This is a genomic window from Actinomadura sp. NAK00032, from assembly GCF_013364275.1.
Classification (GTDB): domain Bacteria; phylum Actinomycetota; class Actinomycetes; order Streptosporangiales; family Streptosporangiaceae; genus Spirillospora.
In genome coordinates this window covers 3,595,137-3,611,174 of sequence record NZ_CP054932.1, presented here as the reverse complement: position 1 = coordinate 3,611,174, position 16,038 = coordinate 3,595,137, and the positions used below count along the sequence as shown (strand labels likewise).

The following is a 16,038-nucleotide window of genomic DNA, read 5'->3' as shown; positions in this document are numbered from 1 at the left end:
CCGACGACGGGTGGTTGATGGAAGCGCTGCATCCCGGGGACCCCCGGCAGATCGGCCCCTACCGGCTGGAGGCCCGGCTGGGCGCGGGCGGCATGGGTCAGGTGTTCCTCGGGGTCTCGCCGGGCGCCCGCCGCGTCGCCGTCAAGGTCGTCCGCGCCGAGTACGCCGAGGACGACCGGTTCCGGGCGCGGTTCGCCCGCGAGGTCGAGGCGGCCCGCCGCGTCGGCGGCTACCACACCGCCCAGGTCGTGGACGCCGATCCCGAGGCCGCGTCGCCGTGGCTGGTCACCGCGTTCATTCCCGGCCCGTCCCTGCGGGAGGTCGTCGGCGAGCGCGGGCCGCTCGATCCCGGCGCGGTGCGGGCGCTCGCGTCGGGGCTGGCCGAGGGCCTCGCCGCGATCCACGCGTGCGGGCTCGTGCACCGCGACCTCAAGCCGGGCAACGTCATCATGGCGGCGGACGGCCCCCGCATCATCGACTTCGGCATCGCCCGCGCGACCGACGCGACCGCGCTGACCTCGCACAACGCGGTCGTCGGCACCTACGCGTACATGTCGCCGGAGCAGGTCCTCGGCGACGTGCCGGGGCCGTCCGGCGACGTGTTCTCGCTCGGCTGCGTGCTCGCCTACGCCGCGACGGGGCGCGGTCCGTTCGACGCGGCGACGATCCCGGCGATCGTGCACCGCGTCCTGCACGAGGAGCCGGACCTGTCCGCGCTCCCGGACGACGTCCGCAACATGATCGCCGCGTGCCTCGCCAAGGAGCCGGCGCGGCGGCCCGGCCTGGACATGCTCATCACCGCGCCGGAGAGCATCGAACCGCCTCCGGACACCGGCCCGCCCGGCGGCGAGGCCGACACGCACGCCAACGCGACGCTCGCCGCGACCCGGCCGCACGACGTCCCGGCGGCGGCCCCGGCGCCGGTCGGCCGCCGCGCGCTGCTCATCGGCGGAGGCGCCGCCGCGGCGGCGGTCACGGTGGGCGTCCCGGCGGCGTTCTTCCTGACCCGCGGGGAGGAGAAGCCCGCCGCCCCACCTGCCTCGCCGCCCCGGCCGAACGGGCTGATCCCGCAGAGCGGGTCGCTCAGCGCCCCGGACGTCAAGACCCTCGACGAGGTCGCCATCAGCCCCGACGGGCGGACGGTCGCCGCCGGCGGCCTCGACGCCACGATCACGCTGTGGGACGTCGCGACCGGGCGCGTGCTCCGCACGATCCGCAAGGCGGGCTGGGTCGGCGCGCTCGCGTTCAGCCCGGACGGCGCGTCCCTGGCCAGCTCGTCCACCTCCCCCGGTCAGCTGCTGGTCTGGGACGTCGCCACCGGGCACCTCAAGGTGAACGTGCGGACCGGCGAGTTCGGCCTGAACGCGCTGGCCTACAGCCCGGACGGCCGCACGATCGCGGGCGCCAACCCCGACGCCCGGCTGTTCGACGCCGCCTCCGGCGACACCCGGGCGGAGTTCGACCTCGGCCACAGCGGCGTCAACGCGGTCGCCTTCAGCCCGGACGGCGGGACCGTCGCGGTCGCGGTCGACGGCTACTACAAGAAGCCGCCGGGCCGCACCGTCCAGCTCCTCGACGGCCGGAGGCTGCGCAGCCGCGGCCGCCTCACCGGCCACACCTCGAACGTCACCGGCGTCGCGTTCAGCGCGGACGGGCGGCGCCTCGCCAGCTGCGGCGCGGACTCGACCGTCCGGATCTGGGACGTCGCCGCCCGCCGCGCGGTGCGCGTCATCGACGCGGGCGAGGCGAAGGTGCGGGACGTGCGGCTCTCCCCGGACGGCGCGTCGGTCCTCGGCGCCTGCTCCGACCGGACCGTCCGCGTCTGGAACACCGCCACCGGCGCGCTGATCTCGACGCTCGTCGGGCACCCGCAGCCCGTCGCCAAGATCGCCCTCGCCCCCGGCGGCACGCTGGTCGCCGCCGTCGGCAGCTCGAAGCCGGACGGCACCGTCACGCTCTGGAAGGTCTGACCCGTGGATCCGCTGCGCGACGACGACCCCCGCGAGGTCGGCCCCTACCGGTTGCACGGGCGGCTCGGCGCGGGCGGCATGGGCGAGGTGTTCCTCGGCGCCTCACCGAGCGGGCGCAAGGTCGCGGTGAAGACCGTCCGGGCCGAGTACGCCGCCGACGCGGGCTTCCGCCGCCGGTTCGCCCGCGAGATCGAGGCCGCCCGCCGCGTCGGCGGCTTCCACACCGCCCAGGTCGTGGACGCCGACCCGGACGCCGCGTCGCCGTGGATGGTGACCGCGTTCGTCCCCGGCCCGTCGCTGCGGCAGGTCGTCCAGCGCCAGGGACCGCTCGACCCGGCCGCGGTGCGCGAACTGGGCGCCGGGCTCGCCGAGGGCCTCGCGGCGATCCACGCGTGCGGGCTGGTCCACCGCGACCTCAAGCCCGGCAACGTGATCATGAGCCCGGACGGCCCCCGGATCATCGACTTCGGCATCGCCCGCACGGCCGACGCGACCGCGCTGACGTCCACCGGGGCGGTCGTCGGCACGTTCTCGTTCATGTCCCCCGAGCAGGTGCGCGCCGACGCCACGGGCCCGCCGGGCGACGTGTTCGCGCTCGGCTGCGTGCTCGCCTACGCCGCGACCGGGCGCGGCCCGTTCGACGCGGCGACCATCCCGGCGATCGTCCACAAGATCGTCGGCGCGCCGCCCGACGTCGCCGGGCTGACCGACCCGCACCTGCGCGCCCTGGTCGTCCGCTGCCTGGAGAAGGACCCGGCGCGCCGGCCGTCCGTCCCGGAGATCCTCGCGGCGCTCACCGAGGCACCGCCGCGCCGCGTCCCCCGCCGCGCCGTCCTGCTCGGCGGCGCGGCCGTCGCGGCGACCGCGGCCGTGGCCGTGGCCGTCCCGGCCGTGCTGCTGTGGCCCTCGGACGCGCCGGGCGCCGGGCGGAACGTCCCGAAGACCCCGATCGGCGTCCCCAGCGGCATGACCCTGCCCAGCTCGGAGGTCGCGGTCCACGCCGTGGCGTTCTCCCCCGACGGCAAGACGCTGTGGGGCGCCGGGTTCTCCACCATCCTGCGCTGGGACCTGGCCACCGCGCAGGTGACCACGCGCAAGATCGACGACAGCGCCAAGACCTACCGGCGCCCCATGGCCATCAGCCCGGACACGAAGACCCTCGCCACCTCCAGCGAGGACAAGGTCGTCCACCTGTGGGACGTGGCGTCCGGCAAGATCCGCAAGACCTTGCCGCAGATACAGGGCGTCCAGTCGCTCGCGTTCAGCCCGGACGGCCGATCCCTCGCCGTCGCCGTCGGCAACGGCCCCCACTATGTCCAGGTCTGGGACATCGCCACCGGCAAGTCCGTCCCGATGAAGACCGACTACTACGCCAAGGCACTGACCTTCTCCCCGGACGGCAAATCCCTCGCCGGGGGCCGCGCCTATTCGGGCCGCTTCACCGTCTGGGACGTCGCGACCGGCAAGGCCACCGAGATCTCACCGCGCAACGCCACCGAGATCCCGTGCCTAGCCTTCAGCCCGGACGGCAAGACCGTGGCGGCCTCCACCGGCGGCTATTACGGGTACGAACTCCGCAGCCCGTCGGACGGTGACCTCAAGAGCACCATCAAAGACCTAGGCGGCGAGGTCCAAGCCCTGGGGTTCAGCCCGGACGGCAACACGCTGGTCACCGCCGACCAGAAGAACATCCGCCTGTGGCATGTCCCGACGGGCCGCAACACGGCGACACTCCCCGGCGACTCCGACGACGAGCAGACCATGGCCTTCGCACCCCACGGCCAGAGCTTCGCCACCACCAGCGGAACCGGCACAACCCGCCTCTGGACGTTCCAGTAGCCGCAGGTCAGCGCCCCAGATCGAGCCTCGACACTAGCCCTCTGCCCGCAAAAACAAACGGGGACGGCCTGGACCGGCCGTCCCCCTAACGCATACGCGCGGTCAGGGCGTGAGGTCGAAGGAGCCATCCTTAATGCCGACGACGAGGGACGTCCACGTGGACGGCGCGAGAGACAGCATCGGCCCCTCCACATCCTTGGAGTCGCGCAACGCCACGCCCCGGTCCGCTCTCGCGGCCACCTCCACGCACTGGCCTTCGCTGCCCTCGCTGCGGCTGCTCTTGCGCCAAGTACGGGCAGCCTCCCTGCACGTGCCGGCAGCGTCCCCGCCGTAGCGGTTCTGCCGCCCTGTCGTGCTCGCAATCGCCGGATCAGTCATATCTCTGACCTTAGCTTCTCAATCAGGGTCAGTGAATCACTCGCGGAAAGCGAATTCTCCAGCACTTGCTGGAAGGCCCAGTCGTGCCGTCGAACGTCCTCTTCCGCTTCCAAGTACCACCCCGCCGTGAGATTTTCGACCAGGACGACGGAGAGGTCACGCGTGTCAAGGATGCTGAACGATCCATTGAGCCCGGCATGCACGCCAGCCGAAAAGGGCAGTATCCGAACCGTGAGGTGGTCCATCTCGGACACCTCGGCCAAGTGCCGGAGTTGCCCGTCCATGATCTCTGCGCCTCCGATCTCCTGGCGCAGGACTGCTTCGCTGATGACGGCACTGACCTGTGGAGGGCGAGGTCTCGCGAGAACCCGTTGGCGGCGAAGCCGGACTGTGGTCATGGCATCAACGTCCACCGGTTTCCCTTGCGAGGCCCCGATCCCCATGATGGCTCGGGCGTAGCCCTCAATCTGCAGAAGGCCGGGCACCAGATGGAGTTGGAAACTCCTGATCGAATCGGCCTCGTTCTCAAGGGCGATGTAGTCGACCGTGGACGCGAGAAGCGTCCCCTGGTAGCGATGCCACCAGCCCTTGTCGGCAGCTTGATCGGCCAAGTGAAAAAGATCTTCGCGCTCCCGGAGATCAGTGATCTCATAGCGGTCGAGCATGTACTCCAGGGCCGGGCGGCGGATGCCACGCTTGCCTGTCTCAAGCTTGCTCAGAGAGGACGGCGTGCGGTGCAGCATCCGCGCCGCCGCATCGCGGGTCAGACCACGCTCCTCGCGGATGGCCTTCAGACGCTGTCCGAGCTTGCGGCTTCGCATGGTGGGACGCTGCGCTCTATCCATGACGTAATCATTACCTGACAATGCGTAACCATGGGATGCGTTCCCCAAGTTGGACATGGTGACTCGGTCACAAGTGACCGGGACCGGTTTGCCACAGGACCTCGGGACGAGGGCCGCGAACGTATCGCTTGCCGTTCCCCGTCCTGCCCATTCTTTTCGGCGACAACGAACCGGAAGGAGTGGAGTGATGACGGTGCCGACGGTGAGGTTCGATGTGCTTCTGTTGCCGGGGATGGCTCAGGCGGCCGGCCACGCGCGGCGGTGGCTCCAGGACGTGCTGGGCGACCACCCCGCGCTGGACGACGCCTCGCTCTGCATGAGCGAGCTGGTCACCAACGCGGTGCGGTACACCAAGTCAGGCAAAGGCGGACAGATTCGCGTTGAAGTGACCTACTCGAACGAACTCGTCCGCATCGACGTGATCGACGACGGCGGCGCCGAGACCGTCCCGCACCTGGCCACGGCGGACGAGATGGACATCTGCGGTCGGGGTCTCCGCATCGTCGCCCACATGGCCGGCGACTGGGGTGTCGACCAGCGAGCCGAAGGCCACGCCGTGTGGTTCGAGATGACCCGCGCCTGACGTCCGAACATGGACGCCGGAAAGCCGGGAAACGGCGCCCGGTTACTCGCCATAATGGCGGCTTCCGCTGAAATCCGGGGGTGCCGTGTCGGTCGAGGTCGCCGCTGTACGGGTGGGCATGTCGGTCACACGGCTGGCCGTTGGGCGGTGGCTCGCCGGGCGTTCGACCAGGGACGGGGCCGGTAAGGATCTCGTCGAACTGATCAAGGCCGGATTCCCGGACGAGATCAAGCGGCGGCGCGTCCAAAGGCAGTTCGAGGACATCGCGGATTCGGTCGCCGACCGGCTCCTGACCTTCGCGGGACGCGAGTTCGGCGGCCTCACCGACGGCGACCGCGAGGCGGCGCTCCACGAGGTCGTCCGCACCCTCGACAACGCCGATCTGTCGGACGAGGCACTGTTCGCCGCCGACGTCGACCCGGTGAAGCTGGCGCGCGGCCTGCGGACACGGCTGCCAGCTCGACGGGCCGAGTTCGAGTTGGGCGAAGCCGGTGCCCGGCTCTACGAGGTGGTGCTGGACGAGTGCTGCGACTGCCTCGCCCGCATCATCGTCCACCTCCCGCAGTTCGGGCCGCGCGCGTCGGTGGAGATGCTGGGCAGGCTGAGCGGGCTGGCCGACCAGGTCGGCGCCGTCCTGGCCCGGCTCCCCGCACGCACCCTCGACGCGCCGGAGGGCACGTCGGACGACGACGAGTTCACCCGCCGGTACCTCGCCTCGATCAGCGAGTCCCTCGACACGCTGGAACTGTTCGGCGTCCGGTTCGAGCGGTTCACGCGTCCGCAGACCACGCTGAGCGTCGCCTACATCAGCCTCAACGTGTCGGACGAGAGCAAGCGGGCTCCTCGCCCGTCAAGGCCGCATGCCGTGCCGGTCAGCGATTGGCGGGACGAGGTCAAGGCCGGGTCCGTCCGGGTGGAGGCGGCGTTGGGCGACCATCGGCTGATGCTGCTGCGCGGTGAGGCGGGCGGTGGCAAGAGCACGCTGCTTCGATGGCTCGCGGTCACAGCCGCCAGGGGCTCGTTCAGCGGCCCGCTGAGCGGGTGGAACGGATCCGTCCCGTTCGTCGTCAAGTTGCGCAGCCACGCGGGCAGGCCGCTGCCGCGTCCCGAAGAGTTCATCGACGACGTCGCCGGTCACCTCGCCGGGATCATGCCGCGCGGGTGGGCGCACCGGCAGCTCGCGTCCGGCCGGGCGCTGCTCCTCGTGGACGGCGTGGACGAGGTCACCGGCTCGCAGCGCCAGGCGGTCCGGGAATGGCTCAAGCGGATCGTCACCGAGTTCCGCGACATCCGGATCATCGTCACCTCGCGTCCGGCGGCGGCCGGTTCCGACTGGCTCCGCGCCGAGGGCTTCGCGACCGCCTTCCTTGAGCAGCTCTCCCCCGCAGACATCCGGACGCTCGTCCAGCACTGGCACACCGCCATCCGCGACTGCGCCGACCTGCCGTGCGAGCCGGAGCGCCTGCCGTCCTACGAGGCGCGGCTCCTGGCACGGCTTGAAGGCGCTCCTCACCTGCGAGCCCTCGCGTCCAGCCCATTGCTCGCCGCCATGCTCTGCGCGCTCAATCTCGACCGCGAAGCACTCCCCCGCAATCGCATGGGCCTCTACGGTGCCGCCCTTGAGATGCTCCTGGAGACGCGGGACTCCAAGCGCGGCATTCCGAGCGCCCTCGAACGCGAGCAGAAGATCCGCATACTCCAGGACATCGCCTGGCACCTCTCCAACAGCGCCCGAGTGGAACTGCCGAAACCGATGGTCGAGCGACTCGTCGCCGACCGACTGGCGTCGATGCCGCAGGTCCAGGTTCAACCGAGCGCGGTCTTGGACGAGCTGCTCCAGCGCAGCGGCGTCCTGCGCGAGCCGGTCCCGGGCCGCATCGACTTCGTCCACCGGACCGTCCAGGAGTACCTCGCCGCCAAACAGGCCGCCGACCTCGGCGACATGGACCTCCTCATCAGGTACGCGCACCGCGACACCTGGCGCGAGACCGTCATCATGGCCGCCGGCCACGCCAACGAGCCGTTGCGGAGGGAGCTCCTCTCCGGCATCCTGAGCCGCGCCCGCTCCGAGTCACGACGTGCCCGCACACTGAAACTGGTGGCGGCGGCCTGTCTGGAGACCCTCCCGTCGATACCGGACGACATCCGGGAGGACCTCGACCGGTGCCTGGACGACCTGATCCCGCCCCGAGACGAGGCTTCGGCCCTTGCCCTGGCCACCGGCGGCGAACCCGTCCTCACCCGACTGCCCGACGCCCTGGACGACCTCAGTGACGCCGCCGCTCGCGCGACCGTGCGGGCGGCCTGGCTCATCAATGGGCCGCATGCTCTGGACGTCTTGGCACGCTATGCCTCCGACGCCCGGCCGCAGATCCGGGAGACCGTGGGTGCGGCATGGCACTACTTCGACGCGGAGGAGTTCGCCGAACGCGTCCTGGCCCGCTCTCCCGAGGGAGGGAAGGTGACGCTGCTCCACCAGCCGCAGCAGGTGAAGGCGCTCAGCAAAGTCTCACCGCTGTCCTCCCTCTACATCGAGCAGAGTCGTTTCGAGGACTTCGACTTCCTGCTCCCGCACGCGCGAACGCTGCGCGACCTCACCCTTCACGCGGACGAGCCCAACGCCGACGCGGCGCTCCCCACAAGTTTGCCGGCCCTGCGGAAATTGAAGCTGGACTTCCCCGGCTTCGACGACCTCTCCCTTCTGGCTTCCCTCCCCCAGCTCGACGAACTCTGGCTCTCTGAGTGCATGGAGATCACCGATTACGCTCCGCTGCGGTGGCAGGAGTCGCTGACCTCTCTCTGGTTGCAGGACTGCGTACGGCTGACCAGCCTTGCCCAGCTGCCCGCCCTGGGATCGCTGCGGATGCTCGGAGTGAGCGGTTCCCAGCTCAGCGAGGGGCTGGAGGGGGTGTGCCGAGCCAATCCCGCGCTCCAGCGCCTCGTCGCGAACGACTGCGCGTGGGTACGGGACCTCCGGCCGCTCTCCGACCTCCCATTGGCCGCGCTCTACATCGGCAAATGCCACCAGGTCAGCGACATCTCACCGCTCTCGTCTCTCACCGAGCTGCAGGTACTGAATCTCATCGAAACCCGCGTCGACGACCTCACACCGCTGCGAGGACTCTCCCAGTTGGAGACCCTCTGGCTCGAAGGCTGCGGCTCCGTGACGGACCTGCGGCCACTGGCGTCCCTCCCCCAGCTGAGGGAACTCCACCTCTCGGGTACCGTGCCCGGTCTCGACCTCAGCCCGCTGGGCGGCAATCGCAAGCTCACCGTCTTCATCGATTCAGGACAGGACGTCCGGGGCGCCGATGCGCTCGGGCGGCGGCTGAGAGTCACCTAGCTCCGTGAGCGAATGGGTTCGTCGGGTGGGTGGTCATCGCGATCTCCTGAGTCGGCTGCTGCCCGGCGACGACCCGGATGACCTGGATGTACGCCAGGGGCAGTTCCACGTCGTGGTCATTGGCGCAGACCGCGTTGTGTGCCTGCCTCGGACCTCGGCGGCGGCCGAGCGGCTGCCCGCGCGGGCGGGCGTGCTCCGCGCGCTCGCCGCCCTCGACCTCGGCTTTCGCACGCCTGAGCCGGTATCGCAGGGCGGCGGCGAGGCGCCGTTCCTGGTGCTCAGCCGAATTCCCGGGGAGCCGCTGGAGGCCGACGCTCTCAACGACGCCCGTATGGTCGACTCCGTGGCGGCGCAGTACGCCGCGTTGCTGTCCGGTCTGGCCCGTGCGGGCGCCGACGAGTCGGTGCGAGCGGTCATCCCGCAGGCGCCGGAAGGCCGGTGGCGGCGGTTCGCGGAGGATGTGCGCGGGGAGTTGTTCCCGCTCATGTCCGGCGGAGGGCGGCTGCGGGCCGGGCGGGAACTCTCGGCGCTCGACGGACTTCCGCATGTCACCGGGGCAGTGGTGCACGGTGACCTTGGGGCCGAGAACGTCCTGTGGGAGTGGACGGACGGCCTGCCGCGCCTCTCCGGGGTGCTCGACTGGGACGACGTCGCCCTCGGCGACCCGGCCGAAGACCTCGCCGCCATCGGCGCAAGCTACGGCCGCGAACTGTTGGCGCGGGTGCTCGCCCTCGGCGACGCGTCAGATCGCGGACTCCTCGCCCGCATCGCAGCGATCCGCGGCACGTTCGCTCTGCAGCAAGCCCTCTACGCCGTCCGCGACGGCGATGAGGAGGAACTCGCGGACGGCCTGACCGGTTACCGCTGACCCCGGTCCGCGTCCCGAAAAGCGGGGCGGATTGCCGTGATCGCGCGACTACTTCCCGTGCGCCGACGCAGGTGAGGCGGCTCGGCGGCGAGGGCGCGGTGAGTTGTCCGGTTGTTGGCGATGAGTTCTCGGCATGGCGCCGGTCCAAAGAGGGAGCGCGGAGGGAGGAGTCCGGTGTCGTGTGCGTCACACCTCGTTGACCTCGAGTGTGGTCGAGGTCTCAGGCTGGAGGCCGGAGAGCAGGGCCGATTCGTCGGACCCCGCTGGAATACTCCCGGAGCGCGCGAAGTTTAACGGTTCGCGAAAGTGTCAGTCGCTGCAGTATTTTTGCGACCTACCCCCTGAAACGTGCCCACGGTCCTGCGTGCCCGCGTGCGGGCCCTGACGATTGGAAGAGAGTTGACCGCTCCCGCGTCCCAAGCGACGACGGCGGATGGCCCACTGAAGCAACCCGACGCCGGCGGCGGTCTCGACCGCGGCGTGCTGGCCGTGGCCGGGGTCGTCGTCCTCGGCGCGATCATGTCCATCCTGGACGTGACCGTCGTCAATGTGGCCATCAACGACCTGGCCAAGGAGTTCAACACCTCGCTGGCGACGATCCAGTGGGTGGCGACCGGCTACACACTGGCGCTGGCCACGGTGATCCCGGTCACCGGGTGGGCGTGCGCGAGGTTCGGCACGAAGCGCCTGTACATGGTGTCGATCCTGCTGTTCGTGATCGGTTCCACGCTCGCCGGCCTGGCCTGGTCGGCGGAGTCATTGATCCTCTTCCGGGTGCTGCAGGGCCTCGGCGGCGGCATGATCATGCCGGCCGGTATGACGATCATGACCCAGGCGGCCGGCCCGCAGCGGGTCGGCCAGGTGATGAGCATCGTCGGCGTGCCGATGCTGCTCGGCCCCATCCTCGGCCCGATCATCGGCGGCTACCTCGTCGACGACGTGTCGTGGCGCTGGATCTTCTTCATCAACCTGCCGATCGGGATCATCTCGCTGGTGCTGGCCGCGAAGATCCTGAAGAAGGACGAGCCGAAGCCCACTGAGCGGCTCGACCTGCTCGGCCTGATCCTGCTGTCGCCCGGCCTGGCGGGCCTGATCTACGGCATCGCGAGGGGCGCCGAGGAGAAGGACTTCCTGAAGACCGAGCCGCTGGTGTTCACGGTCGCCGGCGCGGTGCTGGTGATCGCGTTCGTGTTCCGGGCGCTGACGGCCGCGAACCCGCTGATCGACCTGCGGCTGCTGAAGCGCCGGTCGGTGGCGGCGGCCTCCGGCACGATGGTGATGTTCGTGACCGCCTTCATGGGCGCGATGCTGCTGCTGCCGCTGTACTTCCAGGTCGTGCGCGGCGAGGGCGCGATGGCGGCCGGCCTGCTGCTGGCCCCGCAGGGGCTCGGCGCGATGGTCACGATGCCGATCGGCGGCAAGCTCACCGACCGGATCGGCCCCGGGCGGGTCGTGCTCGGCGGCCTGGTCGTGGTCGTGCTGTCGGTCGCCGGCTTCGCGGCGGTGCTGCAGGGCGACACGTCCTACTGGACGCTCGGCGCGGTGCTGTTCGTGATGGGTCTCGGCATGGGCCTGACCATGATGCCGACGATGGCCGCGGCCATCCAGACCCTCGGGCACGACGAGGTCCCGCGGGCCAGCACGATGCTGAACATCATCCAGCAGGTGTCGGCGTCCATCGGCACCGCGCTGATGTCGGTGCTGCTGGCGAACCAGCTCACCGCCAAGCTCGGCGGCGGGGCCGGCGGCGAGATCGGCAGCACCGAGAAGGTGCCGCCGGCGATCATGGAGAAGATCGCCGGGCCGATGGCGGACGCGTTCCGGCACACCTACTGGTACGCGGTGGTGCTGATCGCCCTGGCGTTCCTGCCGGCGCTGCTGCTGCCGCGCAAGAAGCCGGACACCCCGGCGGTCGACGCGCCGATGCCGATGCACTAGAACGTCCCTGGCGCGTTCCAAGCCCCGGCCGGACCCCCGAGTGGGCCCCGGCCGGGGTTTCGCCTTTCACGGCCCTCTCAGGCCGTCGCAGACCGCTCGTCCGCCCAGTACTCGTCCTTCAGCAGCCGCTTGTAGAGCTTCCCGGTCGGGTGCCGGGGCAGTTCGGGCCGGAAGTCGACCGACCGCGGGCACTTGTAGTGCGCCAGGTGGTCGCGGCAGTAGGCGATCAGCTCGGCCTCCAGCTCGGGGCCGGCCGCGTCCATCGACAGGGGCTGGACGACGGCCTTCACCGCCTCCCCCATCTCGGCGTCCGGGACGCCGAACACCGCGACGTCGGCGACCTTTGGATGGACCGCGAGGACGTTCTCGGCCTCCTGCGGGTAGATGTTCACCCCGCCGCTGATGATCATGTAGGCGCGGCGGTCGGTGAGGTAGAGGAAGCCGTCCTCGTCCACGTAGCCGACGTCGCCGAGGGTGGTCCAGCCGCGGCCCTTCGGGTCGCGGGTCGCGGCGGTCTTCTCCTCGTCGCCGTGGTACTCGAACGTGGGACCGTTGCCGAAGTAGAGGGTGCCGGGCTCGCCCGGCGGCAGCTCCTCGCCCTCCTCGTCGCACACGTGGACCTCACCGAGGATGGGGCGGCCGACGGAGCCCTTGTGGGCGAGCCAGTCCTCGGAGTTGGTGTAGACGAAGCAGTTGCCCTCGGTGCCCGCGTAGTACTCGTGCAGGATCGGCCCCCACCAGTCGATCATCCGCTCCTTGGCGGGGACGGGGCAGGGCGCGGCGGCGTGCACGGCGTAGGCGAGCGAGGAGAGGTCGTAGCGGGCGCGGGTCTCGTCCGGGAGCTTCAGCATCCGGATGAACATGGTCGGCACCCACTGGCTGTGGGTGACGCGGTGCTCCTCGATGGCGGCGAGCGCCTGCTCCGGGTCGAACTTCTCCATCACCACGACGGTCGCGCCGAGCCGGTGGAAGACGAGCGAGTAGCGCAGCGGCGCGGCGTGGTAGAGCGGCGCCGGGGACAGGTACACCGAGTCGCCGCCGGCGGCGAACAGGTGCGAGATCAGCATGTAGAGCGGCCCGGCCTCGCCCATGGGCGCCTTGGACAGCGGCGGCTTCACGCCCTTGGGGCGTCCGGTGGTGCCCGACGAGTAGAGCATGTCCATGCCCTCGCACTCGTCCTCGATGGGGGTGGCGGGGTACCCGGCGACGCGCTCCTCGTACGAGGCGTAGCCGGGGGCCGTGCCGCCGAGCATGAGGCGCAGCGGCACGTCCGGCGCGGACCGCGCGGCCGTCTCCATCGACGCGCTGGTGATGAAGACCTTGGCCTCGCAGTTGCCCACGATGTAGGCGAGCTCCTCGTCCTGGAGCCGCGAGCTGATGGGGGTGTAGTAGAGGCCCGACCGCTGGGCGGCCCAGGCGATGGCCAGGTACAGCGGATGGTTCTCCAGCATGAACGCGATGTGGTCCCCCGGGCGCAGCCCCTCCGCGCGGAGCAGCTGCGCGAGCCGGTTGGACTCCTCGTTCAGTTCCCGGAAGGTGACGACCCGCCCGGAGCCCGCCATGATCACGGCGGGCTTGTCGGGCGTCTGAGCGGCGATCTGCCCCAGGTGCATGGCCGCAACCTACCGGGCCGGACCGCCGATTGGAATGCCGTTCGGTTTATCGGCCGTCAGACGAGCATGTGGTCGAAGTCGCCGTCCTTGGCTCCGCCCACGAAGGCCTCCACCTCCTCGCGCGTGTAGACGAGGATCGCTCCCTCGGGGTCCCGGGAGTTGCGCACGGCGATCTCCCCGCTGGGGAGTTCGGCCATCTCGACGCAGTTCCCGGACGGGTTGCTCCGCCGGCTCTTCTGCCAGACGAGCCCGGTGCGCCGGACGTCCGACATGTGGTGGCCGTCCATGTCTGCCCCCTCTAGGCGTCTCAGCCTCCACACGGGAGGCCGCGATCTCGCCCCACCCCACACAATGGTACGAGATGCACGTGCATTCGTTCTTGCATTCGTTCATGCAGACGGTCTTGCATCTGCACGGCTTGGGGAGCAAGATAGCGAACGCTCACCGGTGACCACTCCGCACGCCTCTGAGGTTTGACCATGACCGTTGACCAGGCAGACGAAGTCGCGGCCCCCGCCGCCATGGGGGGCGGCCGGGCGCGGCGCGCCGCCGCCGCGGTGCACCCGCACTGGCCGGATGCGGCGCCGCCGCCCGCGCCCGCCCTCCCGGCGAACCCCCGCCCGAGCGTCCCGGCCGCCGTGCCGGGCCTGGCCGGGCTCTGGCCCGCCCCGCACGCCGGCACCCCGCGCACCGCGCGGCGGGTGCTGCCCGCGGAGATCACCGCGCCGCGGGCCGCGCGCGAGTTCACGCAGGCCACGATGGACGGCTGGGGCGTCGGCGGGGACGCCGGCGCCGGAGACGTCGTCGTGGCGGTGTCCGAGCTGGTGACGAACGCGCTGCGGCACGGGCTGGAGGGCCTGCCCCAGCCGCTGCCGCTGTGCCCGATCCAGCTGGTGCTGGTCGGGCACCCGCGGCGGCTCGTCGTCTCGGTGACCGACCCGTCGGGCCGCGTGCCCGAGCCGGCGGCGAGCGAGCCCGACCGGTTCACCGAGGGCGGCCGCGGCCTGGTGGTCGTCGGCGCGATCAGCGACGCGTGGGGCTGGGCGCGGCTCGCCACCGGCGGGAAGGCCGTCTGGGCGGCCTTCGGCCTGCGGGTCAGCCCTCCAGCGCCACCGGAGCCGGCTCGGCCGGGAGGGGCCGCGACCGCTCCGGATTCTCCAGCTCGCTGAGGAACGCCTGGGCCCAGCGGTCCACGTCGTGCTCGATGACGCGGCGGCGCATCGAGCGCATCCGCCGCGCCTGCTCGGCGGGCTCGGCGTCCAGCGCGTCGCACAGCGTGCCCTTGAGCCCGTCGATGTCGTAGGGGTTCACCATGAACCCGCCCCGCCGCAGCTCGGCGGCGGCGCCGGTGAACTCGCTCAGCACCAGCGCGCCGCGCAGGTCCTTGCGGCAGGCGACGTACTCCTTGGCGACCAGGTTCATGCCGTCGCGCAGCGGGGTGACCACCATCACGTCCGCCGCCAAGTAGAGCGCGGTCAGCTCTGCGCGGTCATACGAACTGTGCAGATAGTGGATGACCGGAAACCCGATCTCGCCGTACTCGCCGTTGATCCGGCCGACCTGCTGCTCGATCTCCTCGCGCAGCAGCTGGTACTGCTCGACGCGCTCCCGGCTCGGCGTGGCGATCTGCACGAAGACCGCCTGACCCGGCTTGAGGTGGCCGTCCTCGAACAGCTCCCCGAACGCCTGCAGCCGCTGCGTGATGCCCTTGGTGTAGTCGAGCCGGTCGACGCCGAGCAGCACCGTGGCGTCGCCCAGGTCGGCGCGGATCTCCTGCGCCCGCTCCTGGACGTCCTGGCGCCCCACCAGGTCGTTCAGCTCGCCCACGTCCACGGAGATGGGGAACGCGCGGGCCCGCACGACGCGGTCGTCCCAGAAGACGTCCTGCTTGACGTAGCGGGCGTCCAGCAGCCGGCGGCACAGCCGCACGAAGTTGGCCGCCGCGCCCGGGAGCTGGAAGCCGACCAGGTCGGCGCCGAGCAGGCCCTCCAGGATCCGCCGCCGCCACGGCAGCTGCCAGAACAGCTCGACCGGCGGGAACGGGATGTGCAGGAAGAACCCGATGCGCAGGTCGGGGCGCAGCTCGCGCAGCATCGACGGGACGAGCTGGAGCTGGTAGTCCTGCACCCAGACGATCGCCTCCTTGGCCGCGACCTTCGCCGCCGCCTCCGCGAACCGCCGGTTCACGCCGACGTAGGCGTCCCACATCGCGCGGTCGTACACGGGCGGGGCGACGACGTCGTGGTAGAGCGGCCAGAGCGTCGCGTTGGAGAAGCCCTCGTAGTAGAGCTCGACCTCCCGCGCGGACTGCGCGATGGGGTGGAGCGACATGCCGTCCTCCTCGAACGGCTCGATCTCCTCGTCCGGCGCGCCGGTCCAGCCGATCCAGGTGCCCTTCCGCCGGCGCATGACCGGGGCGATGGCGCTCACCAGCCCGCCGGGGCTGCGCCGCCAGCGGGGGGCGCCGTCCGCCCCGACGATCCGGTCGACCGGAAGCCGATTGGCCACCACAACGAACTCACTACCGCGCGACACCTGCGACCCGCCTCTCCAGGAAACCCTCAGCGATCACTCATGCCCAAAAACGGTCATCTGGAACATCTTGTCACTTCGACGCTAAGGAGCGGGCAGCGGAAAAGGCGGATGTCAGGGGGCCGGGAG

Annotated in this window: 12 protein-coding genes; 7 read left to right on the top strand and 5 right to left on the bottom strand. The window is 70.9% G+C overall.

Annotated elements, in window-relative coordinates:
* The first annotated feature begins 17 nt into the window (after positions 1-17).
* The gene (locus tag HUT06_RS16925) at positions 18-1,970 is read left to right on the top strand and encodes a WD40 repeat domain-containing serine/threonine protein kinase (protein ID WP_176196613.1); all 1,953 of its coding nucleotides are present in this window, start codon (positions 18-20) and stop codon (positions 1,968-1,970) included.
* A 3-nt stretch (positions 1,971-1,973) separates the two neighbouring features.
* The gene (locus HUT06_RS16920; RefSeq protein ID WP_176196612.1) at positions 1,974-3,809 is read left to right on the top strand and encodes a WD40 repeat domain-containing serine/threonine protein kinase; all 1,836 of its coding nucleotides are present in this window, start codon (positions 1,974-1,976) and stop codon (positions 3,807-3,809) included.
* Positions 3,810-3,911: 102 nt separating this feature from the next.
* Here HUT06_RS16920 and HUT06_RS16915 read toward each other — a convergent pair whose 3' ends face one another.
* Complete coding sequence (locus HUT06_RS16915) at positions 3,912-4,187, bottom strand: DUF397 domain-containing protein (RefSeq protein ID WP_176196611.1); 276 nt, start codon at positions 4,185-4,187, stop codon at positions 3,912-3,914.
* Complete coding sequence (locus HUT06_RS16910; protein ID WP_176196610.1) at positions 4,184-5,008, bottom strand: helix-turn-helix transcriptional regulator; 825 nt, start codon at positions 5,006-5,008, stop codon at positions 4,184-4,186. The genes HUT06_RS16915 and HUT06_RS16910 overlap by 4 nt, the downstream gene beginning before the upstream one ends.
* A 211-nt stretch (positions 5,009-5,219) precedes the next feature.
* Between HUT06_RS16910 and HUT06_RS16905 the strand changes: the two genes are divergently transcribed.
* The 4 genes from HUT06_RS16905 to HUT06_RS16890 all read left to right on the top strand — a co-directional run bounded on the left by HUT06_RS16905 (position 5,220) and on the right by HUT06_RS16890 (position 11,764).
* A complete protein-coding gene (locus HUT06_RS16905; RefSeq protein WP_176196609.1) occupies positions 5,220-5,615 on the top strand; it encodes an ATP-binding protein in 396 nt (131 codons plus the stop codon).
* 118 nt (positions 5,616-5,733) lie between these two features.
* Positions 5,734-8,958: an NACHT domain-containing NTPase gene (locus HUT06_RS16900; protein WP_176196608.1), complete on the top strand. Its 3,225-nt coding sequence runs from the start codon at positions 5,734-5,736 to the stop codon at positions 8,956-8,958.
* Positions 8,959-8,962: 4 nt separating this feature from the next.
* A complete protein-coding gene (gene vph, locus HUT06_RS16895; RefSeq protein WP_176196607.1) occupies positions 8,963-9,826 on the top strand; it encodes a viomycin phosphotransferase in 864 nt (287 codons plus the stop codon).
* A gap of 399 nt (positions 9,827-10,225) precedes the next feature.
* Positions 10,226-11,764: a DHA2 family efflux MFS transporter permease subunit gene (locus HUT06_RS16890; RefSeq protein ID WP_254715228.1), complete on the top strand. Its 1,539-nt coding sequence runs from the start codon at positions 10,226-10,228 to the stop codon at positions 11,762-11,764.
* A 77-nt stretch (positions 11,765-11,841) separates the two neighbouring features.
* Here HUT06_RS16890 and HUT06_RS16885 read toward each other — a convergent pair whose 3' ends face one another.
* Both HUT06_RS16885 and HUT06_RS16880 read right to left on the bottom strand, forming a co-directional pair.
* Complete coding sequence (locus HUT06_RS16885; protein WP_176196606.1) at positions 11,842-13,377, bottom strand: AMP-binding protein; 1,536 nt, start codon at positions 13,375-13,377, stop codon at positions 11,842-11,844.
* A gap of 56 nt (positions 13,378-13,433) precedes the next feature.
* Positions 13,434-13,664 (bottom strand): DUF397 domain-containing protein, encoded by a 231-nt coding sequence (locus HUT06_RS16880; RefSeq protein ID WP_176196605.1) that lies wholly within the window; start codon positions 13,662-13,664, stop codon positions 13,434-13,436.
* Positions 13,665-13,856: 192 nt separating this feature from the next.
* Between HUT06_RS16880 and HUT06_RS16875 the strand changes: the two genes are divergently transcribed.
* Positions 13,857-14,546 carry an ATP-binding protein gene (locus tag HUT06_RS16875; protein WP_176196604.1) on the top strand — a complete coding sequence of 230 codons (690 nt, stop codon included), beginning with the start codon at positions 13,857-13,859 and terminating at the stop codon, positions 14,544-14,546.
* Here HUT06_RS16875 and HUT06_RS16870 read toward each other — a convergent pair.
* Complete coding sequence (locus HUT06_RS16870) at positions 14,473-15,912, bottom strand: trehalose-6-phosphate synthase (protein ID WP_176196603.1); 1,440 nt, start codon at positions 15,910-15,912, stop codon at positions 14,473-14,475. The two genes, HUT06_RS16875 and HUT06_RS16870, sit on opposite strands and share 74 nt — an antisense overlap.
* Between the last annotated feature and the right edge of the window lie 126 nt (positions 15,913-16,038).